The sequence below is a fragment of the Nitratireductor sp. genome (assembly GCF_017794765.1).
Lineage (GTDB): Bacteria > Pseudomonadota > Alphaproteobacteria > Rhizobiales > Rhizobiaceae > Nitratireductor.
Window position 1 is genome coordinate 702,357 of record NZ_CP051236.1, and the last position, 20,316, is coordinate 722,672.

Annotated in this window: 24 protein-coding genes; 3 read left to right on the top strand and 21 right to left on the bottom strand. The window is 60.2% G+C overall.

Going from position 1 to position 20,316, the window contains the following annotated elements; translation table 11 throughout:
- Window positions 1-78 precede the first annotated feature (78 nt).
- From HF949_RS03400 to dnaK, 16 genes are all read right to left on the bottom strand, one after another.
- The gene (locus HF949_RS03400) at window positions 79-522 is read right to left on the bottom strand and encodes a DUF1801 domain-containing protein (RefSeq protein ID WP_292898300.1); all 444 of its coding nucleotides are present in this window, start codon (window positions 520-522) and stop codon (window positions 79-81) included.
- A gap of 21 nt (window positions 523-543) precedes the next feature.
- Window positions 544-768 carry a hypothetical protein gene (locus HF949_RS03405; RefSeq protein WP_292898301.1) on the bottom strand — a complete coding sequence of 75 codons (225 nt, stop codon included), beginning with the start codon at window positions 766-768 and terminating at the stop codon, window positions 544-546.
- The gene (locus HF949_RS03410) at window positions 765-1,169 is read right to left on the bottom strand and encodes a DUF1801 domain-containing protein (RefSeq protein ID WP_292898302.1); all 405 of its coding nucleotides are present in this window, start codon (window positions 1,167-1,169) and stop codon (window positions 765-767) included. The genes HF949_RS03405 and HF949_RS03410 overlap by 4 nt, the downstream gene beginning before the upstream one ends.
- Window positions 1,170-1,222: 53 nt before the next feature.
- Entirely contained in the window at window positions 1,223-1,633 is a 411-nt protein-coding gene (locus HF949_RS03415; RefSeq protein WP_292898303.1) for an SRPBCC family protein, read from the bottom strand.
- Window positions 1,630-1,953, bottom strand: a complete 324-nt coding sequence (locus HF949_RS03420) for an ArsR/SmtB family transcription factor (RefSeq protein ID WP_292898304.1) — start codon at window positions 1,951-1,953, stop codon at window positions 1,630-1,632. The genes HF949_RS03415 and HF949_RS03420 overlap by 4 nt, the downstream gene beginning before the upstream one ends.
- A gap of 123 nt (window positions 1,954-2,076) precedes the next feature.
- Window positions 2,077-2,757, bottom strand: coding sequence for an ankyrin repeat domain-containing protein (locus HF949_RS03425; RefSeq protein ID WP_292898305.1), 681 nt, complete (start codon window positions 2,755-2,757; stop codon window positions 2,077-2,079).
- Window positions 2,758-2,833: 76 nt separating this feature from the next.
- Complete coding sequence (locus tag HF949_RS03430; protein ID WP_404934084.1) at window positions 2,834-3,448, bottom strand: transglutaminase-like cysteine peptidase; 615 nt, start codon at window positions 3,446-3,448, stop codon at window positions 2,834-2,836.
- Window positions 3,449-3,674: 226 nt separating this feature from the next.
- On the bottom strand, window positions 3,675-4,988 hold the full coding sequence (locus HF949_RS03435) for a polyhydroxyalkanoate depolymerase (protein ID WP_292898307.1): 1,314 nt from the start codon (window positions 4,986-4,988) through the stop codon (window positions 3,675-3,677).
- A 201-nt stretch (window positions 4,989-5,189) separates the two neighbouring features.
- Window positions 5,190-5,591 (bottom strand): GNAT family N-acetyltransferase, encoded by a 402-nt coding sequence (locus HF949_RS03440; RefSeq protein ID WP_292898308.1) that lies wholly within the window; start codon window positions 5,589-5,591, stop codon window positions 5,190-5,192.
- A gap of 157 nt (window positions 5,592-5,748) precedes the next feature.
- A complete protein-coding gene (locus tag HF949_RS03445; protein WP_292898309.1) occupies window positions 5,749-6,039 on the bottom strand; it encodes a DUF1330 domain-containing protein in 291 nt (96 codons plus the stop codon).
- A gap of 38 nt (window positions 6,040-6,077) precedes the next feature.
- Window positions 6,078-6,761: an orotidine-5'-phosphate decarboxylase gene (gene pyrF, locus HF949_RS03450; protein ID WP_404934900.1), complete on the bottom strand. Its 684-nt coding sequence runs from the start codon at window positions 6,759-6,761 to the stop codon at window positions 6,078-6,080.
- A 16-nt stretch (window positions 6,762-6,777) separates the two neighbouring features.
- On the bottom strand, window positions 6,778-7,368 hold the full coding sequence (locus HF949_RS03455) for an NADPH-dependent FMN reductase (RefSeq protein ID WP_292898311.1): 591 nt from the start codon (window positions 7,366-7,368) through the stop codon (window positions 6,778-6,780).
- 65 nt (window positions 7,369-7,433) lie between these two features.
- Window positions 7,434-8,051, bottom strand: a complete 618-nt coding sequence (gene pmtA / locus HF949_RS03460; RefSeq protein WP_292898312.1) for a phospholipid N-methyltransferase PmtA — start codon at window positions 8,049-8,051, stop codon at window positions 7,434-7,436.
- Window positions 8,052-8,162: 111 nt separating this feature from the next.
- The gene (gene dnaJ, locus HF949_RS03465; RefSeq protein WP_292898313.1) at window positions 8,163-9,287 is read right to left on the bottom strand and encodes a molecular chaperone DnaJ; all 1,125 of its coding nucleotides are present in this window, start codon (window positions 9,285-9,287) and stop codon (window positions 8,163-8,165) included.
- A gap of 155 nt (window positions 9,288-9,442) precedes the next feature.
- Window positions 9,443-10,549 carry an acyltransferase family protein gene (locus HF949_RS03470; RefSeq protein ID WP_292898314.1) on the bottom strand — a complete coding sequence of 369 codons (1,107 nt, stop codon included), beginning with the start codon at window positions 10,547-10,549 and terminating at the stop codon, window positions 9,443-9,445.
- Between the two features lie 125 nt (window positions 10,550-10,674).
- Complete coding sequence (dnaK, locus tag HF949_RS03475) at window positions 10,675-12,588, bottom strand: molecular chaperone DnaK (RefSeq protein ID WP_292898315.1); 1,914 nt, start codon at window positions 12,586-12,588, stop codon at window positions 10,675-10,677.
- 614 nt (window positions 12,589-13,202) lie between these two features.
- On the opposite strand from dnaK, the gene HF949_RS03480 reads away from it, so the two are divergent.
- Window positions 13,203-13,562 (top strand): cell wall hydrolase, encoded by a 360-nt coding sequence (locus HF949_RS03480; RefSeq protein WP_441338398.1) that lies wholly within the window; start codon window positions 13,203-13,205, stop codon window positions 13,560-13,562.
- 14 nt (window positions 13,563-13,576) lie between these two features.
- Here HF949_RS03480 and HF949_RS03485 read toward each other — a convergent pair whose 3' ends face one another.
- Window positions 13,577-14,566 (bottom strand): Gfo/Idh/MocA family protein, encoded by a 990-nt coding sequence (locus HF949_RS03485; protein WP_292898317.1) that lies wholly within the window; start codon window positions 14,564-14,566, stop codon window positions 13,577-13,579.
- 216 nt (window positions 14,567-14,782) lie between these two features.
- Between HF949_RS03485 and HF949_RS03490 the strand changes: the two genes are divergently transcribed.
- Both HF949_RS03490 and rhuM read left to right on the top strand, forming a co-directional pair.
- Window positions 14,783-14,905 (top strand): hypothetical protein, encoded by a 123-nt coding sequence (locus tag HF949_RS03490; protein WP_292898318.1) that lies wholly within the window; start codon window positions 14,783-14,785, stop codon window positions 14,903-14,905.
- A gap of 135 nt (window positions 14,906-15,040) precedes the next feature.
- Entirely contained in the window at window positions 15,041-15,277 is a 237-nt protein-coding gene (gene rhuM, locus HF949_RS03495; RefSeq protein ID WP_292898319.1) for a RhuM family protein, read from the top strand.
- A gap of 149 nt (window positions 15,278-15,426) precedes the next feature.
- On the opposite strand, the gene pheT is transcribed toward rhuM, so the two are convergent.
- From pheT to rplT, 4 genes are all read right to left on the bottom strand, one after another.
- The gene (gene pheT / locus HF949_RS03500) at window positions 15,427-17,832 is read right to left on the bottom strand and encodes a phenylalanine--tRNA ligase subunit beta (protein ID WP_292898320.1); all 2,406 of its coding nucleotides are present in this window, start codon (window positions 17,830-17,832) and stop codon (window positions 15,427-15,429) included.
- Window positions 17,833-17,844: 12 nt separating this feature from the next.
- A complete protein-coding gene (gene pheS, locus HF949_RS03505; protein ID WP_292898321.1) occupies window positions 17,845-18,930 on the bottom strand; it encodes a phenylalanine--tRNA ligase subunit alpha in 1,086 nt (361 codons plus the stop codon).
- Window positions 18,927-19,814, bottom strand: coding sequence for a serine/threonine protein phosphatase (locus HF949_RS03510; RefSeq protein ID WP_292898322.1), 888 nt, complete (start codon window positions 19,812-19,814; stop codon window positions 18,927-18,929). The genes pheS and HF949_RS03510 overlap by 4 nt, the downstream gene beginning before the upstream one ends.
- Before the next feature lie 86 nt (window positions 19,815-19,900).
- Entirely contained in the window at window positions 19,901-20,302 is a 402-nt protein-coding gene (rplT, locus tag HF949_RS03515; RefSeq protein WP_025029706.1) for a 50S ribosomal protein L20, read from the bottom strand.
- Between the last annotated feature and the right edge of the window lie 14 nt (window positions 20,303-20,316).

Consider the following 20,316-nt stretch of genomic DNA (forward strand, 5'->3'; position numbering starts at 1 on the left):
AACCGGTTTTCGGGTTATTTCGATGCTCCATCAATAGTCTAGATCGTCCTTTGTGCGTCCGGATGGACGCACGGCGATCTAGGGAACCCAGCCGGGCAGGGCGGAAGCCTGCCGCACCCATGAGACGAACTGTTTCTCGTCGAGTGCTTCGTTCTCATGAAGGTGAAAGTAGCGCGTATTTGCGTCTTTGGATGCCACGGGCGGCAGCGGCTCAAGCGCGGCGCCGTGAAAGAAAGCCATTTTGATATAGCGCGTGTAGCAGTGCAGCCCGAGAAACCAGCCCTGGCCCTCGATCCCGTAGAGCGGTGAGTTCCACTTCACCGCCTTGCGAACCTCTGGAAGCTCGCGCACGATCAACCGGTCGATCAGGCAACCGGCCTCACGCTTCCAGCCTGGCATCGCCGCGATGTAGGCCTGAACGGGTGCATCCCCATCGCCCTTGGGTATCTGCGGGTTTCCGCCGGAGAGGAGGCGTGGCGATTCCGCCTTGCCCTGTACTTTCCCGGAAGGCTTCGCAGGCATTTGCATGCCTCCTGATATTGTCTATGCGTCGGCTCCCCCATGCGCGCTGCGGCGCGTCATATAGGGAAGCGCAAAAAGATAAAGTCCGGTGATCAGCAGCAGGATGAGCGGGCCACCCGCCAGAAAGTAAACCCAGACGGGCGGTTCCTGGCCGCGCATTGCCGCGATGGTGTTGATGATCACGCCAACCGTGAAGGCGATCGAAATCCAGCGATGCGCCTGTCGAAGCCAGAGGTTCCACTTCATCCGCTACGCGCCTGTTTCTGTGTCGATGCGTTCAGTCGGGCGGCGGCGCGAAGGAGCGCTTTCAGCGCGTCCTCGTCGATGGCCGCCCCTTCATGGAAATCGATGGCGCGCCGTGTGCTGCCCTCAAGACTGGCGTTGAAAAGACCGGAAGGGTCTTCAAGCGAAGCACCCTTGGCAAAGGTCATTTTCACAGCCTTCTTGTAGGTCTCGCCGGTGCAGAGCATTCCGTCGTGGTACCAGACGGGCACGCCGCGCCATTTCCACTCCTCGATCACGTCGGGAAGCGCCTTTTTGATGATGCCGCGAAGCCTTGAAAGCATCGCGCCCCGCCAGTCGCCCAGTTCCGCGATCCTGGCGTCGATCAGCTCGGGCGGTGATTTTCCGGTATCGGCTGTGGTCATGTATCGTCCTCGTGCATTCCGGGTTTGCATTCGTTCGGCTTTGCGCAGCCGCCTCAGTCGAGCCTCTCGACCACCCGTTCGAGCGCCGAGATGAAGCGCGGCCATCCGACGCTTGCGCCCTGATAATAGGGCTTCTGGTTCGGCTGAAACCCTTCCTGCTCCATGCGCAGGAGCGTCCCATTCTTTGTGCGAGTGAGAGTCCAGCTGACGGTGCTGCGCAGGTCCTTTGTGTCCCAGGCGTAGGAAAGCGCCCTGTGCGGCTCCACCGTCTTTACCACGCAGTCCACTCCGCCCCAGTCGGCGGTCAGGCTGAACCGATGACCCTCACGCGCTTCGAAGTCGTTCTTCATCAGCCATTCCGCGATCAAATGCGGCTGCGTGAGCGCGCGCCAGATCTTTTCCGGGGGGTGCGGAATCTCACGCTCAACCACCACGGAGCGCGTCTGGGTTGCGGCACTTGTCATTGATCCATCCTGTTGAGCAGATCTTCCAGATCGTCGAACCGGCTCTGCCAGAAACCGCTCATCTCCTTGGTCCAGTCCACGAGCGGGGCCAGCGCTTCGATGCGCGCACTGTAGCGGGTCTGTCGGCCTTCCTGCCTGTCTTGCACCAGCCCGGCGCGCTTCAGCACGCCAAGGTGCTTGGAAACCGCTGGCTGCGACACACCGGCGCCGGCCGTCAGCACTCCGACCGTCAGGTCGCCATCGCGGCAGAGACGCTCGAAAATCGCGCGGCGCGTCGGGTCAGCCAGTGTGCGAAAGAGGATATCGCGAGTTTGTTGCATTTCAATTCATAACTGAATGGCTATGAATTTGATCAATAACCATGCAGTTATGAGTTGTCAAGACTGGAAGAGGCGGGCATATCGGCCATCTTGCGCTTTGCCCGGATGCTTGTGTGTGCGGGTCTAACGCGCGCCGGCGGCCTCAAGTATCTCGACGATCTCTGTATAGCGGCTGCGTTTTGCGTGCTGCAGCGCGGTTACGCCCGCGCGGTCGGCGATGTCGGTGCTGGCCCCGGCGTCAACCAGCAGTCCGACGATGGCCACATGATCTGGCCCCCCGTCGCCGAGGATCACGGCTTCGAGCAACGCCGTCCAGCCAAGTCTGTTTACATGATCCAGATCCACACCCGCCGCGATCAGCGTTCGCACGGTCTCTACATGGCCACGCTCGGCAGCGGGGATCAGTGCAGTGCCACCGAACCGGTTGGTGCTTTCCAGATTGGCTCCGTTTTCGAGAGTAAGGCGAAGAATCTCCAGATAGCCCCGTGCGCCCGCCAGAAGATAAGGACTGTCCTCGATACTGTCGCGGGCGTTGACGTCTGCCCCTGCTTCTATGAGCAGGCGTGCCGCTTTTGTCTGGTTCGCCTGGACGGCTGCCATCAGCGCAGTCCTTTGCTGCGCGTCGCGCTCTTCCAGCGCCGCCCCGGCTTGCAGCGCGCGTTGCAGCGCCGGGAGGTCGCCGCTTTCGGCCGCGGTGATGAGAGACGTTTGCGCGAAAGCGCCGCTGTGAGGGGCGGCTGCGATCAGAAGCGCCACCGCAACGCACAAAGCCCGACCGCCGGGCAAAGGCAACAATCCATACATCCAGAGTTCCCTTTCGCGAAAGTCTGGAGAATATAAAAGATCAACTGTGACAAAGATTGGAGCAGCGCTGCTCCGCTTATTCGCTGACCGCGCCGACAACCGGGTTGTTGCCCTCGCGCAGGCTTACCCAGCGGCCCGTGTGATTGCTGGCTTGCCGTTTCAGGTAGCGATAACTGGTAGCATTCCACAGCTTCACGCTGTCACTCAAATTGTCCAGCACGAAGTCACCCCGGTCCGTTCGGACGGTAAGGACAGCATGGCCCTCGCCATTGGGCTTGCGGACAACGGTGATCAACAGGTTCGTGAGCGATAACCCTGCGCGCTTCAGTTCACGGCGCTTTTCGAGCACATAATCCTCGCAGTCACCGACCCCGGTCGAGGGATAGGTCCAGACCTCTTCCGCGCCATAAATGTCGATATCGTTCATCGGCTGAACGGCGCGGTTCACCGCCGCGTTGATATCGCTGATGGTTTTCCAGAGCGTCTTCGTCATGTGCTCCGGTCCCCGATCCCGCAAACGGATGGAGCATTCAACAGGATTGGCCTTGCAGAATTCGTAGTGTCCGATCGGCTGGGACGTGAAGCCACCGGTTTCCATTGCGTTCATTGCTCCAGCCGGTGCCGTCATGGCGCCCGCCAGAATCAGGCCCGCAAAAAACCCGTTGCGGATTACCCCCCGCAAAGCAGCCATCATGCCGCTCCCCGCTTGTTTCTATCGTTAATGAAACGTTAAGAAACGTGAGGGGGCAATGTCAATTGCTGCACGGGCAATCTTACCAGCTATGGTTACCGGCGGCGGATGGCAGGGTCGGTTTCAACCGGGCTGTTGCCGAAATACACGGCAGGTTGGGGTTGCTGCTGCGGAGGGTTCTTCGAGGTGGCAGGAAATTTCCGAAACCGCCCCGTTTTCCGGAATTTCAGGGCTGTTTAGCCCGAATTTGTCGTTTCTGAACCTTTTTCCGGGAAACGCCGGCGGGTGTTTTTGCCGTGGTTTTCAGTCCGCCGGCAGGATGGCTGCGCATGAAATCAAGAATGCGTGGCGCGATCTCGGAGCGGAAGCGCGAACCGTTGAAAACGCCATAATGGCCAACCGCCGGCTGCATGTAGTGATAGCGCATGTCTTCGGAGAGGTTGATGCATAGATCATGCGCAGCCTTCGTCTGCCCGACACCAGAGATATCGTCGTTCTCACCTTCCACGGTCAGGAGCGCCACGCGGCGGATTGCGCCGGGGTCCACCAATTCGCCGCGATGCCGCATCTGCCCGCGTGGCAGGTCGTGGCGAATGAAAACGGTTTCCACCGTCTGCAGGTAAAACTCGGCGGTCAGGTCCATCACCGCAAGATACTCGTCATAGAAGTCGCGATGCTTCTCGGCGGAATCACCGTCGTTTTTCACCAGGTGCATGAAAAAGTCCTTATGCGCCGTGATGTGGCGATCAAGGTTCATGCTCATGAAGCCGGAAAGCTGCAGAAAACCCGGATAGACGTGTCGCATGAAGCCGGGATTGGGCCACGGCACTGGCATGATCACGTTGTCGCGGAACCAGGAGATGTCTTTCTGCTCGGCCAGTTCATTGACCGCCGTCGGGTTCTTGCGTGTGTCGATCGGCCCCCCCATCAGTGTCATGCTGGCGGGCACATTCTTCTCGCCGCGTGCTTCCATCAAAGCGATGGCTGCGAGCACGGGAACAGAAGGCTGACAAACCGCCATCACATGCGTGTCTGGGCCCAGATGGTCGAAAATGTCGATCAGGTAATCGATGTAGTCATCGAGATCGAACGGCCCATCGGAAACCGGCACCATGCGCGCGTCCGCCCAGTCCGTGATGTAGACATCCGCGTAGGGCAGCATCGTTTCCACTGTGCCGCGGAGCAGCGTGGCATAGTGGCCCGACATTGGCGCCACCATCAGGATCTTCGGGCCTGGATGCGCTCCCCTGGGTAGATCACGCTTGAACCTTATGACATCGCAGAAAGGCTGCGACCACACGGTCTGTTCGCGTACATCCACTCTCACGCCGTTGACGTTCGTTTCCTTGAGGCCGAACTCGGGCTTCGTGTAGCGGCGTGTGCTGCGCTCGAATACTTCTGCTGCGGCAGCGACGGTTCGTCCAAAATAGGTCTTGGCCACCGGGTTCAAAGGATTGCTGTAAAAGAGCCGAACCGCATCGGCATAGGCCCGCGCCGGTTGAAGCGCGGCGTGGTTGAATTCATAGAGCTGATAATACATCGCTAGGTTTCCTGACAGGACCTTCGCTATGGCCGGATCGCCGCGAGAAATGGATAAAAAATGGCGTGGCCTTGATCATTTGCTTTCCGGTTAGAGTAAACGACTTTTGCTGCGTTGCAATAGAAGGGCGATTTCCGGCTGAAGTGCCGGAGCCAGAATGCCCTAGTTGGTTGAAATCAAAATACTAATTTTGTCGCTGCGTCATGCGTCCCTGTTGCGGCGCAGCATCAAAAGGCGATCGTCTGCCGCAACTCCCGCAGGAATTTCAGTGAAGAATCGCTCTTTCAGTCCCTCGGGCGCGGTTTCGAGAGACTGTTCCACAAAGCCGTGGTGCGCATAGAAAGGGGCGTTGAAAGGCACAACTCGAAAGGTACTGAGCGATACGCCATCCAGCTCACGAGAAACGCTTTCGGCAATCACTGCCTCAAGCAACGCACCTCCAAGCCCCCGCCGTCCGTGCTCCGGTGCCACGGAAAGCTCGTTCAGATGAAGAAAAGACCCGATCTGACCGAAAATAGCGAACCCTACGGCGCCATCGGTCTCATGTGCCGCGACAAGGGTGCCGTTCTGCAGGGCGATTGTGTCAAAGGCGTCCTTCGCCATGGCCGGGGTGGACGCCAGGCTGGCATATCCATACGCCGCAAAGAGCCGAGCCGCACGCGCTTCCACCTCTGGCAGAAGTGCGGCATCGGCACTGCGATAGGGCCGAATTGCATATTTGGCGGGAAGATCGGACGTGGTTCTGTCTCCTCCGCGCAGCCTATTCCGCGCCTTCGACGAGGATCATGTCCGCATCAGCCACAGAAGTGCGGATTGCCTTAGCGGCCTGATATTCAGGCGAATTGTAGCAATCATGTGCGGCCTGCATAGAAGGAAATTCGATCACCACATTGCGCCCGCGCCCGGTGCCCTCCAGCCCTTCCCACGCGCCACCGCGCGCGAGGAAGCGCGCCCCGAATTTCTCGAAGGCAGGCCTGGCTGTGGCGACGTAATCCTTGTAGCGCTCGGGGTCGCGCACATCCACATGAGCGATCCAGTATCCCTTGGGCATGGGTTTCTCCTCCGTTGATCAGCTTTGGTCCCACTCTGTCAGGCCGAGGCCATCTCGTCGAGAATGCTCTCGGCTGCTGCCTTGGGATCCTGCGCTGCCACGATCGGGCGGGCCACCACCAGGTGTGAGCTTCCCGCACGGATCGCGTCGGCTGGAGTCATCACGCGCTTCTGGTCGCCATGGTCGCTGCCGGCGGGGCGGATGCCGGGCGTGACCAGTGCCATACCGGGGCCGGCCACATCACGCATTTCGCTGACTTCGGTCGGTGCACAGACAATACCGCCCATTCCCGCCTCGCGCGCCTGCTCCACACGCTTCTTCACCAGATCACGTGCCGTCAGCGCATAGCCGGCTTCGCTTAGATCCGCATCGTCCATGGATGTCAGCACCGTCACACCGAGCAGGGTAAGCCCTGATCCATCAGCCGCCTTTACCGCCGCGCGCATGGCCTTCGGATAGGCATGGATCGTCAGCATCGTCATGCCCATTCGTGCGATGTTCTCGACGCCCTTGGCGACCGTGTTGTCGATATCGAGCAGTTTCATGTCGAGGAAGATTTTCTTGCCAGAGCCTGCCAGTTCCCGTGCAAAGCTCAACCCGCCGGCGAATGCGAGCTGATGGCCGATCTTGTAGAACGACACGGTATCGCCGAGCGCGGCGACCACCTTGTCGGCTTCGGTCAGGGTCGGCACGTCCAGGCCTACGATCAGGCGGTCCCGCATTGCGTCGCTCATAGTGTCAGGCTCCCACTCTTGTCGATGTCAATTTCGCGCGTTCGATCAGGTTGCTGCACACGGCTTCCATCATTCCGCGCGTTCGGTCATCCCTGAAGTTGCCATTCTCGTCGAAGGCATCCTGCGCACGGGCGACCGAGCACTGCTGGGTGATGATGTCAGCCTTGCAGTTCATCAGCACCGCGCGCAGGTGATAGAGCCCGCGAATGCCGGCGAAGTTTCCATCCGAAGAAGAGCAAAGGCCAACCGGTTTTCCAGTCCAGGGGCGCAGCGGTTTGCCACCGTCCTTCGAGATTCGGCTTATCCAGTCGACTGTATTCTTGAGCAGAGGGGGGATGGAGGCGTTGTATTCGGGGCTGGCAATCAGGACGCCATCATGGGCGGCGATCAGCCGGCCGAGCCGGTAGGCATTGTCAGGAATGCCTTTTTCCTTCTCCAGGTCCTGGTCCATGATGGGCAGCGGATAATCCGCCAGCGAGATGCGTGTCACCTCGGCGCCCTGCTGCGCCAGTTCCTTCATGGCGGCGTCGGCAGTTTTGCCGCTAAAGGCGCCGGTACGGATTGAGCCCGCGAACACCAGAATCTTTGGGGTCATTGGTCACAGCTCCCTTTTGAGAGAGCCGTATAGCCAATGTGATCGAGGATTGATAGGTGCTGACTTTAATGCCTGCCGCGACGGTATACCCAGAGCTGTGTCGGTGGAATGTTCCGCAGCACGAAATCAAAATGCTCGACCGTATAGTTGCCCTGTCCGGGTGGGATCGGCGATTTCGGTCCGTAGGTAAGCTGGATCACGGGACGCCCTTCGGGAATGCGATCCAAAAGGGAATCGAGATAGGCGATGCGCGCTTCAACAGGGAAGTTGAGCAGCGGTACGCCGGAGATGACACTATCAAAGACCCGCGGGGCCTCGTCGCCCAGAGCCTGCGTCAACGTCTGTTCGAGGTTGAAAGCATCGCCCTGGATGACGTGCACTCCAGGGTAGGCTTCGCGCAGGTGCTTGACGAAATCCGGTGAGTATTCGACCGCGTAGAGTTGGTCGGGTTTTACCCCATGTGCCAGGATGGCCTTGGTGATGACGCCTGTGCCGGGCCCCACTTCGAGAACCGGGAGACCGGAACCGGTGTTGATGACAGACGCCATACGTCGCGCTGTCACGCCACTCGTTGGAATGATGGAGCCGACGGCCTTGGGCTGCTCGATCCAGCCGCGAAAAAAACGCAGCTCTTCTCCAAAGCGATCCGCGATGGCCTTGCGCATATCCAAGCCCTTGCTCATCTTTCCGGCGTCCTCCTTTATGTTCCCGAACTCCGTGCAGCCTCCGCGTATGCGTGACCGCAAAGGAGTAACCGGGCAACCGACCCGGTGGTTCCTCTTAGCACGCTTTGGCTACTCACCGAAGGATTCGAAGAAGTCTTTCATCCGTGAAAAGAAACCGGCCGATTGAGGGCTGTTTTCTTTGGAAGATATGTTCTCGAACTCCTCCAGAAGTTCCCGTTGCTTCCTGGTCAGGTTTTGCGGCGTTTCTACGGCCACCTGAATGTAAAGATCGCCAACCTTGGGCTGGCGGAGAATAGGCATGCCCTTTCCGCCGAGGCGGAACTGCCGCCCATTCTGCGTGCCTTCAGGCACTTTCACGCGGGTCTGTGTCCCATCGAGCGTGGTGACCTCGAACGCGCCGCCAAGCGCAGCCGTGGTCATTGAGATTGGCACCTTGCAGTAGAGGTCTGCACCGTCGCGCTGGAAGAACTCATGCGGTTTGACGGAAAGAAAAATGTAGAGGTCGCCCGCGGGGCCACCTCGCAAGCCTGCTTCGCCTTCACCCGCGAGGCGGATGCGCGTGCCATCCTCGATGCCCGCGGGTATGTTGACGGAAAGCGACCGCTCTTCGGCGACGCGCCCCTGCCCGGAACATTTGGGGCAGGGATCGGAGATGGTCTCTCCGCGCCCCTGACATGTCGGGCAGGTTCGCTCGATCGAAAAGAAGCCCTGTGCGGCGCGCACCCGTCCGGAACCATGGCACATCTGACACTGCGTCGGCGAGGTGCCCGGCTTGGCCCCGGTGCCGGCACAGTCGTCGCAGGCGACCGCCGTCGGAACCCGAATCTGTCCGGTCTTGCCGGTAAAGGCTTCCTCGAGGGTTATTTCCATATTGAAGCGCAAATCCGCGCCATGTTGGCGACCACCGCGGCGGCGTCCGCCGCCGCCCATCATGTCGCCGAAAATGTCCTCGAAAATATCGGCGAATCCACCGCCACCGCCAAAGCCGCCGCGCGCGCCCATGCCGCCATTTTCAAACGCGGCGTGGCCGAACTGGTCGTAGGCTGCACGTTTCTGAGGATCGCGCAGCGTCTCGTAGGCTTCGTTGACTTCCTTGAACTTCTGCTCGGCCTCTTCGTCGCCCGGATTGCGGTCAGGGTGATACCGCATGGCGAGCTTGCGAAAAGCGCTCTTAAGTTCCTTCTCGTCGGCGTTTCTCGACACGCTGAGCGTCTCGTAAAAATCTGCCTTCATGAATGAGAGTCCCGCATAGTCTATCTGGAGCGAACACTGTTCCCCCGATCAGTGTTCGTTATTTAGGTATTCGCGACAGCGAATGCCATAGTTTTCAGCAGATTGCCAGCCATGCGAGCGAGTAGGCAGTTCCATCCGGCTGCAGGAACCGGTTTTCAGTTTGTCTCGGTCGCGGGCGTGGCTGCGCCGGGTCTGGGCCGTGTGAGGCCGGCGACCCGCAGAAGGTATCCGGAAAGCCTGTTCTCAAAGAAGCGGAAAGAGGCCATGGCAACGATCACGGTCACCAGCATTACAAAGGCGGTGTACATGAAAAAAAGCGCAATCGAATGGGATTGGATCCGATGGCTCCACAGGTAGGAAAAGAAGATGCTCTCTGTCACCGGATGCCAGAGATAGATACCGAATGAGACAGCGGCTGCCGGGCGCAGGAAGACCGGGTAGCCATACCGTTCAGGATCATTGCGCTCGACAAGCCCCGCAAGGAAAACCGCAATCGCAAGCAGAAGCAGGGTTACGTAAATGTTGAGTTGAAGCACCATGGACGTGCAGGCCAGCAGGATCGCGATCCATGCAGGCCATCGCGCTGAAACGGTCATGGAGGAGCGCTGCGCCAGAACAGCCAGTAGCGCTCCCAGAACGAAGTCGGCAAAGGTGCGGTAAGCGCCCCATGTATCCGCCTTGACCCAGCTTTCGAACGGCATGACGCCGGTGTGCACCAGCAACTCCAGAACCGCGTAGCAGGCGAAGAGCAGGAGGAACAGGCCGGCAAGTCCTGAACGGCGATAGGCGAAGAGGATCACGGGCAGCAGAAGATAGGCAAACCACTCGGCGGAAAGCGACCAGGAGACAAAATTGAAGGTCAGCCTGTCTTCCACACCCCAGGCCTGGATGAGCAGGAGATTGGACGGCAATGCACTCCAGTCGTAAAGCTGCGGCTCGCCGCCTGTACGCAAGACACCAAGAGCGACGAGAAGCCCGATCAGGACAAAATAGGAGAGTGTGGCCAGATGCAGCGGGTAAAGGCGGATCAGTCGCTTGTAGAGATAGACGCCATAACTCTTCGCATCCCGGACCTGTTCCCCGTACCGCGCAAAGATCAGGAATCCCGATATGATAAAAAACATGTCGAGCAGCGGCCGGAGCGAGGCCAGCTCGTTCTTGACGGCAAGACCAGCGCCGGGCGCGAAATGCCCGAAGTGGTATAGCATGATCAGCAGCGCAGCGACGAAGCGCCAGATCTCGAAGAGCCGGTACCGGATCATCAGCCTCCCCATGACCAATCCGTGGATTTTAGTTTGCCGGCAAGTCTATTGGGGGGAGATTTAAGAAGATATGAAAAAGCCCGGGAGGTGAATCCCGGGCTTTTTCGATCGGTTTATCGCCTCGCTCAGGCAGACTTCTTGTCGTCTTCGTCGATTTCCTCGAAATCGGCATCCACGACATCATCGCCCGAAGCCTTTGCGTCGGCAGCCGCACCGGATTCGGCCGCTTCTGCCTGGCTTGCCTCATACATGGCCTGACCAAGCTTCATGGAAGCCTCGGCGAGCGCGTTGGTCTTCGCCTTGATGTCCTCGGCATCGTCGCCTTCGGTAGCGGTTTTCAGTTCGGCCAGCGCGTCCTCGATGGCCTTCTTCTCCTCTTCGGAGACCTTGTCGCCATATTCGCTGAGGGACTTCTCGGTCGAGTGGATCAGGGCTTCCGCCTGGTTCTTGGCTTCCACGGCTTCACGGCGCTTCTTGTCGGCTTCGGCGTTGGACTCGGCGTCCTTCACCATCTTCTCGATTTCGTCGTCGCTGAGACCGCCGGAGGCCTGGATGCGGATCGCCTGCTCCTTGCCGGTGCCCTTGTCCTTGGCCGAGACGTTCACGATGCCGTTGGCGTCGATGTCGAACGTGACCTCGATCTGCGGCACGCCGCGCGGTGCGGGCGGAAGGCCGGTCAGATCGAAACGGCCAAGGCTCTTGTTGTCGGCAGCCATTTCGCGCTCGCCCTGGAACACGTTGATGGTCACCGCATTCTGGTTGTCCTCGGCGGTCGAGAAGACCTGGCTCTTCTTGGTCGGGATCGTCGTGTTGCGGTCGATCAGGCGGGTGAAGACACCGCCCAGCGTTTCGATGCCCAGCGACAGCGGGGTCACATCGAGCAGCAGAACGTCTTTCACGTCACCCTGCAGAACACCGGCCTGAATCGCAGCACCCATGGCGACCACTTCGTCCGGGTTCACGCCCTTGTGCGGCTCCTTGCCGAAGAAGCTCTTCACCGTTTCCTGGACCTTGGGCATGCGGGTCATGCCACCGACCAGAACCACTTCGTCGATCTCGCCGGCGTTCAGACCAGCATCTTTAAGGGCGGCCTTGCAGGGCTCGACCGTGCGCTTGACGAGGTCCTCGACGAGGCTCTCGAACTTGGCGCGTGTCAGCTTCATCGTCAGGTGCTTCGGACCCGACTGGTCAGCGGTAATGAAGGGGAGGTTGATCTCGGTCTGCGAAGAAGACGAAAGCTCGATCTTGGCTTTCTCGGCAGCCTCTTTCAGGCGCTGAAGAGCCAGTTTGTCCTGCTGGAGATCGATGCCCTGCTCTTTCTTGAACTCGGCAGCCAGATACTCGACAAGACGCATGTCGAAGTCTTCACCGCCCAGGAATGTGTCGCCATTGGTGGACTTCACCTCGAACACGCCATCGCCGATCTCGAGGATCGAAATATCGAATGTGCCGCCGCCAAGGTCGTAGACGGCAATGGTCTTGCCGTCCTTCTTGTCGAGGCCGTAGGCGAGTGCAGCCGCGGTCGGTTCGTTGATGATGCGCAGCACTTCAAGACCGGCGATCTTGCCGGCGTCCTTGGTGGCCTGACGCTGGGCGTCGTTGAAATAGGCGGGAACGGTGATAACCGCCTTCTCGACCTTTTCGCCGAGATAGGATTCAGCCGTTTCCTTCATCTTCTGCAGCGTCATCGCAGAGATCTGTGAGGGCGAATAGGTCTTGCCGTGCGCCTCGACCCAGGCATCGCCATTATCAGCCTTGACGATCTTGTAGGGGACCAGCTTCTTGTCCTTCTCGACCGTAGGGTCGGAGAAGCGGCGGCCGATCAGGCGCTTGATTGCAAAAAGGGTGTTCTCCGGGTTGGTGACCGCCTGGCGCTTCGCCGGCTGACCAACCAGACGCTCATCCGAATCCGTAAAGGCCACGATGGATGGCGTGGTGCGTGCACCTTCCGCGTTCTCAATAACCTTGGCGTCCTTGCCGTCCATGACGGCGACGCAGGAATTGGTTGTTCCGAGGTCGATACCGATAACTTTTGCCATGTCTTCTCTCCGCTAAGCAGACTGTCAGGACCCATTCCGGCGTTCCAGATGACAGCCCCTGTTCACACGAATTTGCTGCGGCAGCATCCCTGGACGAAACGCGCCGAACAGCTTCGGGGCGTATATAAGAACGCTATTTTTGCAACGCAAGGCGGGATTTGCCTCGATTTTGATCGAGCTGGTCCCGTTCCGGCGCGAGGTGTCCGCCGGTGGGCACCCTGACGAAAGGTAAACCTTCATATCCGGATTTGAAGCAAAGCCAATTTGTTTTCACGCATAGGTTGTGTGACTGATCTGCGACAGGGGCCCGGGAGGGTGGTGATACCAGGATGGTATTCACAGGAGTGTCAATGTTTGCAGAAAGTATTTTGTTCGGGGGATTGTACGTTTCATCACTACTTCAGTCGCTCCCTGCCTGGGAGCCCGATGCGGTCTTCCCGGCCACTTTCAAAACGATAACAAAGCTGGCCGGCGGGGAAATCGCTTCGCCCCGGCGTTCCGCATTCAATCCAGTGTTGCCCTCCCTTATCAGGGAAGCCGAGATGACCTGTCTGTCGGCGGCGGTTTATCATGAGGCGCGCAGCGAGCCCGTAGACGGCCAGAAGGCGGTTGCGATGGTCATCGTAAACCGTGTTCGCTCCGCATCGTACCCCAGCACTATTTGTGGCGTGGTGTTTCAGAACGCACACAGGCCCTATCGCTGCCAGTTCTCTTTCACATGCACCGGCGTGGCGCTCCTTCCAAAGGAAGAGAAGCCTTGGCGGCGGGCCCGGGAGATTGCTGCGGCCATGCAGAGTTGCGCCAATGAGTGCGCCAGGGAAACGAGCTCAGCCGATGGTCGCTTGCAGGCCCTGAGCGCGGCTACGCATTACCATGCCAGCTATGTGCGTCCGGGATGGGCGCGGCGTCTGCACAAGCTCGGACGCATAGGCCGGCACATATTTTTTGCAAGAAAGCGCCGCGGGCCCGTTTGAACTGATGCTGAACGCTAAACGGTCTCCCAGCCGTCATGCGCGCCGGCACGGAAGATCGCATCGATCAGCTTCTGGTTCCTGATCGAGTCTTCAAGCGTGAAGACAGTTGCTTCCGCGCCGCCCTCTGCCGCCCGCACAATGGCTTCCGCCTGCAAACGATACTGACGTGCACGTGGAAAGCGGAAGATGCTGGCGCTGTTGTGATCTGCGCTGAAGAGCGTCACCCGCGTATCGCCATAGTCGGGTGTGTTGAAGGGCGCGTTCACCTCAATGAACCCCTTGTCGCCGTGGAACACCATACTTTGGCGAAGCGCCATCTGCGTCGACACGTAGAAGCTGAGTTCGAACGTGCCGAAGTCGGCCTTGACGCTAGAGTAGATGTCGGTGCCGAATTTCGGGTCGCGTTCGACCACGGCCTGCACGCGCTCGGGCTCCAGCCCCGTGGCGAAGCGCGTGGTCACGGTGGGGTAAACGCCGATGTCGGGGAGACCGCCACCGCCAAGCTCGGGCTTGTTGCGCATGTTGTCGGGATCGACATTGTGGTAGCAGAACACGCCCTGCACATGCCGCAACCGCCCGATCGCGCCTTCGGCGATCAGATCGCGCACCTTGTGCCATTGTGGGTGATACGTCACCATAAAGGCTTCCGATACGACCACATTGTTGCGGTCGCGTGCCTCGATGACGCGGGCAATCTCCTTGGCATCGAGTGCCAGAGGCTTTTCCACAAGCACGTGCTTTCCGGCATCCGCGGCCTTGATCGCAAAGGCCACGTGATCGGAGGTGGGCAACGGAATATAGACGCCGTCGACCTCGGGCGAGGCAAGAAGCGCGTCGTAGGAAGAAAACACGTGGGGGATGCCGAAGCGGTCCGCCACTGCCTGCGCCTTCGATTCATCGCGGCTGGCGATCGCCGTCACAACGCCGTTTTCCGAATCCTGGATCTGCGGAATCACCTGTTCGCGGCCAATCCTTGCCGTCGAAAGAACGCCCCAACGGAACATGCACTTTCCTCCTGTTTTGCGCAGGCAAACACATAGAGCATTTTGCAGTCAGGTGGAATCACCTGACGTCCGCACAAATGCGGGAAGAGAGGGAAGGATTGAGCGGAGCAGCGTTTCTATGAAACGGTGATCCGCTCTATGCCGGGGATTGAAAACCGGCAAGGTTTCGCGCGCCATTTTGTTCTTCTAATGTTCTGGAAACCCTTGGAGAGGCGCATGAAAGCGGATGAACCCGTCCATCTCGTGGAAGATGCAGAAACCGGAGACCGGTTTCTGATCTACGATGGTGAAAGGGGCTCCGGCTCGATATTCGCTATGAGGGCGAAACGCTCTGGATGACGCAGGAACAGATCGCCCGACTATTCGGGCGTGAGCGAAGCGTCATCACCAAACATATTGCAAACATTTTGGAGGAGGGAGAACTCGACGAAGAGACTTCTGTGCAAAAAATGCACACAAGTACAGGTCGAGAATATGGGGCTGCAAAGCTGGCCAGGCGACACGATCCGCAAGCGGGACGTAACTGTCTCAAAGAATTATCTTGCCGAGGCTGAAATCCGTGAGCTCAACCGCCTGACCACCATCCTTCTGGATATCTTCGAGGATCAGGCGGATCTAGGCCGGCTTGTGGTCATGGAGGATGCAACCCGGCTTCTCGACCAACAGCTCGAAGGTCTTGGCCGGCCGTCCTGCGCACAGGCGGCGGTGTGAGTGCGGATGCTGCAAAGGATCATGCGCGCGCGGAATTCGAGAAATTTTCCGAACAGCAAAAGATCGAGCGCCACAAAAAAGCGGACGAGCACATTGCTGCGCTCGTCCGCGAAGCGAAACAGCTGCCGAAAGGCCGCCGCTGAACGCGTTTAACCCCGCAGTGCGCCGCCCGTCTGCTTGCCGACATTGGCGACGATGCGGCCGGCAATGGCTTCGAGCTCCTCATCCGTAAGCGTCTTGTCGCGCGGCTGGATCGAGACTTCGATGGCGACGGACTTCTTGTCTTCGCCAAGCGAGGCACCTTCGAAAATGTCGAACACGCGCACACCGGTGACGAGCTTCTTGTCGGCGGCGGCTGCCGCGCGCTCGATGGTTGCTGCCTCCACCGACTTGTCGACCACGAAGGCGAAATCGCGCCGCACGAGCTGGAAGGGCGAAAGGTCGAGACGCGGCTTGGTGCGTGTCGCCTTGGATTTCGGCTCGGGAATCGCGTCGAGGAACACTTCGAAACCACAGATCGGCCCTTCGGCATCCAGCGCCTCCAGCGTGCGCGGGTGTATCTCACCGAACGTGGCAAGCACGATCTTCGGCCCAAGACGGATCGTGCCGGAGCGGCCGGGGTGATACCAGTCCGGACCGCCGGCCACCACCTGCAGTTTGTCGGCGGGTGCGCCCGCAGCCTCAAGGGCTGCCAGCGCATCGGCCTTGGCATCGAACACGCCGACCGGCGCGCTGTTGCCCGACCAGTGCCGCCCGGCACCGTCCATCACCGCTGTGCCGCGACGAATGCCGCCCGCCACGCGGCGCTGGCCTTCATAGCTGTCGTTCTCATAAGTGCTCGACACCTCGAACAGCGCCACATCGGCATAGCCACGCGCGGCGTTGCGCTGGGCTGCTGCGATGAGGCCCGGCAGCAATGAGGGGCGCATGTCCGACATGGAGGCGGCTATCGGGTTGGAGAGTTTGAGCGAAGCATCGCCACCGCCGAAAAGCTTTGCCTGCTTCTCGTCGATGAAGGTCCAGGTGACAGCCTCCAGCATGCCGCGCACGGCGAGCGCGCGGCGCGCCTGGCGCGTACGGTTCTGAAGCACGGTAAGGATCTGACCGTTGACCGCGCCGTGAGAGGGCAGGGGCTGCGGCGCAATCTCATTGACGCCGTGAATGCGCATCACCTCTTCCACCAGATCGGCCTTGCCGTCGATGTCTGGACGCCAGGATGGTACGGACACTTCCAGCACATCGCCGTCGCCGGTGGAGGCGAAACCGAGGCGATTGAGAATATCTTTGCTCTCGGCGCTCGACACGTCGAGACCGGTCAGGCGCTTCACCTCGCTCACCGGGAAGGTGATGCTGCGTGGCTTATAGCCTTCATAGCCGACAACGCGGCTTTCGGTGGCCTCACCGCCGCACAGGTCGAGAACGAGCTGGGTAGCAAGCTCAAGGCCTGGCTCCATCATTTCCGGGTCGACGCCACGCTCGAAGCGATAGCGCGCATCGGTGATGATGCCGAGGTCGCGGCCCGTGCGGGCAATGTTCATCGCATCCCATAGGGCGGATTCGATCAGCACATCCGTTGTGTTCTCATCACAGCCCGAATGCTCGCCACCCATGATGCCGGCAATGGATTCAACGCCGTTTTCGTCGGCAATGACGCACATTTCCGGCGTCAGCTTGTATTCGCGCTCGTCGAGCGCCAGCACGGTCTCGCCATCCTTGGCGCGGCGTACGGTGAGATTGCCTTTCACCTTGGCGGCGTCGAAGACGTGGAGCGGGCGTCCCCGGTCGAAGGTCACATAGTTGGTGATGTCGACCAGCGCATTGATGGGACGCAGGCCGATGGCCGTCAGGCGCTGCTGCATCCATTTTGGCGAGGCGCCATTCTTCACGCCGCGCACGAGTCGCAGCGCGAAACCGGGGCAAAGCTCCGGCGCTTCGATGGTCAGCTCGACAGGGCAGGCCCCCTTGCCCGCCACCGGCGCGATGGGCCCATCCTTCAGCGTTCCGAGGCCGGCGGCTGCCAGATCGCGCGCAATGCCGTGAACGCCGGTGCAATCGGGCCGGTTCGGCGTCAGGCCGATTTCGATCACCGGATCGTCGAGCTTTGCCCAGCTTGCGAAGGAGATGCCGACGGGGGCGTCTTCGGGCAGGTCGATGATGCCGTCATGCTCGTCCGACATCTGCAATTCGCGTTCCGAGCACATCATGCCGTGGCTTTCCACGCCGCGTATCTTGCCGACCGAGAGCGTGACGTCGATGCCGGGCACATAGGTGCCAGGCGCTGCAAAGGCGCCGACGAGACCCGCGCGCGCATTGGGCGCACCACACACCACCTGCACCGGCTTGCCGTCGCCCGTGTCGACGGAAAGCACCCGCAGCCGATCGGCATCGGGATGCTGCTCGGCGGTCAGAACCTTTGCAATCACGAAGGGCTTCAGCGATGCCTTGTCGTCCACCTCCTCGACCTCGAGGCCGATCATGGTGAGCTTTTCGACGATCTCGTCGAGCGTGGCATCGGTCTCAAGGTGCTCCTTGAGCCAGGAGAGCGTGAATTTCATTGGTCTATCTCCTTAGGCGCTCAATCCGCCGAACAGCGTCGGCAGGTCCAGCGGGCGGAAGCCGTAATGCTCGATCCAGCGCACATCGGCGTCGAAATAGTCGCGCAGGTCCGGCATGCCGTATTTCAGCGTGGCGATGCGGTCGATGCCCATGCCCCAGGCAAAGCCCTGATACACATCGGGATCGAGATTGCAGGCGCGCAGCACATTGGGGTGCACCATGCCGCAGCCGAGGATCTCCATCCAGTCATTGCCCTCGCCGAAGCGCACTTCGCCCGGCTGCGAGCGGTCGCACTGGATGTCCACCTCCAGGCTCGGCTCGGTGAAGGGGAAGAAGGACGGGCGGAAGCGCATGTTCAGATGCGGCACCTCGAAGAAGGATTTGCAGAACTCCTGCAGCACCCACTTCATGTTGGCAACATTGGCCGTCCTGTCGATCACCAGACCTTCGAGCTGGTGGAACATGGGCGAATGGGTCGCGTCCGAGTCCTGCCGGTAGGTCTTGCCCGGAATGACGATGCGGATCGGCGGCTCCTGCGCCTCCATCGTGTGGATCTGCACCGGCGAGGTGTGCGTGCGCAGAAGCTTGCGCTCACCCTTCTCATCCGGCGGGAAGAAGAATGTGTCGTGCATCTCGCGCGCCGGATGGCCTTCGGGGAAATTCAGCGCCGTGAAATTGTAATAGTCGGTCTCGATGTCCGGTCCTTCGGCGATGGAAAAACCCATATCCGCGAAGATCGCCGTGATCTCGTCGATCACCTGGCTGATCGGGTGAATGCGGCCGCGCTCGGCGGGTGGGCGGCGCACGGGCAGGGTGACATCCACCTTCTCGCGCTCGAGCCTGGCGTCGATGGCGGCGTTGCGTAGCGCATCACGCCGTTCAGTCAGCGCTTCGGTGATGCGCGCCTTCAGTCCGTTGATCGCCGGGCCCATCACCTGCCGCTCTTCCGGGGACATGGAGCCGAGCGTTTTCAGCATCTGCGAGACTGAGCCCTTCTTGCCGAGCGTGGCCACGCGCACTGCCTCGATCTCCTGCTCGTCGGCGGCAGCTTCGATCTGCCCGGCGATGGTCTTTTCCAGTTCCTCGAGTTCGCTCATGCCTCGTAGCCCCTTTTGGCTTTCATATCTTTCTGGCTCTTGTCGGTGGAGATCTCCACCGTTTTGCCGAGAGCCGATTTCAAGAACCGTGTTGCTTTCAACACGCGCTTGCCGTCGCTGCCAAGCCCCCAGTGCTCGATTGCACCAAGAAGGGGGATGAGCGGCGCAAAAAACCGAATGATCCGCCGCAACTCGTCGGCCACCAGCCGGGGCGGTTCGGAGAAATATGCGTCGAATGCCCTTTGCGGCGTGTCCGGCAGCTTCGCCTGCATGCAGATCTGAAGAAAGACAAGCCACACATCGCGCGCCTGCGCTGTCGCAAGCGGCATCGCGGCCTCGGGTTCCTCCTCGAAATCCACAAAGCCCCAGTGGCCATCCCCGGTGATGAACATGTCGCGCGGGTGTGGCCGACCGTGGCAGAGGCCAAGTCCGTGCGCTTTGCATAGCGCTTCCGCCGCCTGTACCAGAAGACCGTCATGGGCGTCATGTTCGCCATGACGTGCCAGCATATCGAGCTCACTCTGGGCGATGGGGGCGACATTCGACAGGACCAGAACCCGGTCGTTGCGGAAAAGCAGTTTCGCTGTCGGTAGCCCTGCCCTGCGGAAGGCCTCGAGCTTGCGCACTTCGCGCTCGATGGCGGTGGCGGTGTTCGTGCTGGGCGAGGCTCGCAGAAAGGCGACCGGCATCAGCGGGGTCATTGCCCCGTGAAGCCATTTGGCCAACGGCTGACGTTCCACGTCATAGCGTTTGATCCAGACGGTATGCCCATCCAGCACGGTAGACGAAACGCGCCGACGCTCACCGGTAATGAGCAGGCGCAGGAGCGCCGCCGTCGCTTCCGGCGAAAGCACGTCCCTTTTGTTCTCTGTCTCGTCATCCATGGTCATCATCGCAAAGAAAAACCCGCGCCAGCCCTGCCAGCGCGGGTTTCCCGAATTAAACCTGTTTGCTTCGGGAAGCGCTGACCTTAAGCGACAGCGCTTTCAAAAGCATTCGGGGTGGTGTCCTTGAGGTACACGAGCGCTTCCTTGGACTTCTTCACCAGAGCGGCGAAGGCCTGCGGCTCATGCACGGCCATGTCGGCCAGCACCTTGCGGTCGATCTCGATGCCGGCCTTGTTGAGGCCGTCGATGAAGCGGCCATAGGTCAGGCCGTGTTCGCGCGCGCCGGCGTTGATGCGCTGGATCCACAGGGCGCGGAAATTGCGCTTGCGGGCCTTGCGATCGCGGTAGGCATACTGCAGCGACTTCTCGACCGCCTGCTTGGCGATGCGAATGGTGTTCTTGCGACGGCCGTAGAAACCCTTTGCGGCTTTCATGACCTTCTTGTGCTTGGCGTGGGCGGTAACGCCCCTCTTTACGCGTGCCATGACATGATCTCCTT

Bases quoted from the DNA above. Each gene is read 5' to 3' on its own strand.
- HF949_RS03445 (WP_292898309.1), bottom strand. From the start codon at position 6,039: ATGCCCAAGGGATACTGGATCGCTCATGTGGATGTGCGCGACCCCGAG.
- rhuM (WP_292898319.1), top strand. From the start codon at position 15,041: ATGGGGCTGCAAAGCTGGCCAGGCGACACGATCCGCAAGCGGGACGTA.
- HF949_RS03400 (WP_292898300.1), bottom strand. From the start codon at position 522: ATGCCTGCGAAGCCTTCCGGGAAAGTACAGGGCAAGGCGGAATCGCCA.
- HF949_RS03485 (WP_292898317.1), bottom strand. From the start codon at position 14,566: ATGTTCCGTTGGGGCGTTCTTTCGACGGCAAGGATTGGCCGCGAACAG.
- HF949_RS03480 (WP_441338398.1), top strand. From the start codon at position 13,203: ATGGTCATCGTAAACCGTGTTCGCTCCGCATCGTACCCCAGCACTATT.
- HF949_RS03430 (WP_404934084.1), bottom strand. From the start codon at position 3,448: ATGGCTGCTTTGCGGGGGGTAATCCGCAACGGGTTTTTTGCGGGCCTG.
- HF949_RS03490 (WP_292898318.1), top strand. From the start codon at position 14,783: ATGAAAGCGGATGAACCCGTCCATCTCGTGGAAGATGCAGAAACCGGA.
- HF949_RS03405 (WP_292898301.1), bottom strand. From the start codon at position 768: ATGAAGTGGAACCTCTGGCTTCGACAGGCGCATCGCTGGATTTCGATC.
- HF949_RS03455 (WP_292898311.1), bottom strand. From the start codon at position 7,368: ATGACCCCAAAGATTCTGGTGTTCGCGGGCTCAATCCGTACCGGCGCC.
- pheT (WP_292898320.1), bottom strand. From the start codon at position 17,832: ATGAAATTCACGCTCTCCTGGCTCAAGGAGCACCTTGAGACCGATGCC.
- HF949_RS03415 (WP_292898303.1), bottom strand. From the start codon at position 1,633: ATGACAAGTGCCGCAACCCAGACGCGCTCCGTGGTGGTTGAGCGTGAG.
- HF949_RS03425 (WP_292898305.1), bottom strand. From the start codon at position 2,757: ATGTATGGATTGTTGCCTTTGCCCGGCGGTCGGGCTTTGTGCGTTGCG.
- rplT (WP_025029706.1), bottom strand. From the start codon at position 20,302: ATGGCACGCGTAAAGAGGGGCGTTACCGCCCACGCCAAGCACAAGAAG.
- HF949_RS03470 (WP_292898314.1), bottom strand. From the start codon at position 10,549: ATGATCCGGTACCGGCTCTTCGAGATCTGGCGCTTCGTCGCTGCGCTG.
- HF949_RS03440 (WP_292898308.1), bottom strand. From the start codon at position 5,591: ATGGCGAAGGACGCCTTTGACACAATCGCCCTGCAGAACGGCACCCTT.
- pheS (WP_292898321.1), bottom strand. From the start codon at position 18,930: ATGAGCGAACTCGAGGAACTGGAAAAGACCATCGCCGGGCAGATCGAA.
- HF949_RS03510 (WP_292898322.1), bottom strand. From the start codon at position 19,814: ATGGATGACGAGACAGAGAACAAAAGGGACGTGCTTTCGCCGGAAGCG.
- pmtA (WP_292898312.1), bottom strand. From the start codon at position 8,051: ATGAGCAAGGGCTTGGATATGCGCAAGGCCATCGCGGATCGCTTTGGA.
- dnaJ (WP_292898313.1), bottom strand. From the start codon at position 9,287: ATGAAGGCAGATTTTTACGAGACGCTCAGCGTGTCGAGAAACGCCGAC.
- HF949_RS03420 (WP_292898304.1), bottom strand. From the start codon at position 1,953: ATGCAACAAACTCGCGATATCCTCTTTCGCACACTGGCTGACCCGACG.
- dnaK (WP_292898315.1), bottom strand. From the start codon at position 12,588: ATGGCAAAAGTTATCGGTATCGACCTCGGAACAACCAATTCCTGCGTC.
- pyrF (WP_404934900.1), bottom strand. From the start codon at position 6,761: ATGCGGGACCGCCTGATCGTAGGCCTGGACGTGCCGACCCTGACCGAA.
- HF949_RS03435 (WP_292898307.1), bottom strand. From the start codon at position 4,988: ATGTATTATCAGCTCTATGAATTCAACCACGCCGCGCTTCAACCGGCG.
- HF949_RS03410 (WP_292898302.1), bottom strand. From the start codon at position 1,169: ATGACCACAGCCGATACCGGAAAATCACCGCCCGAGCTGATCGACGCC.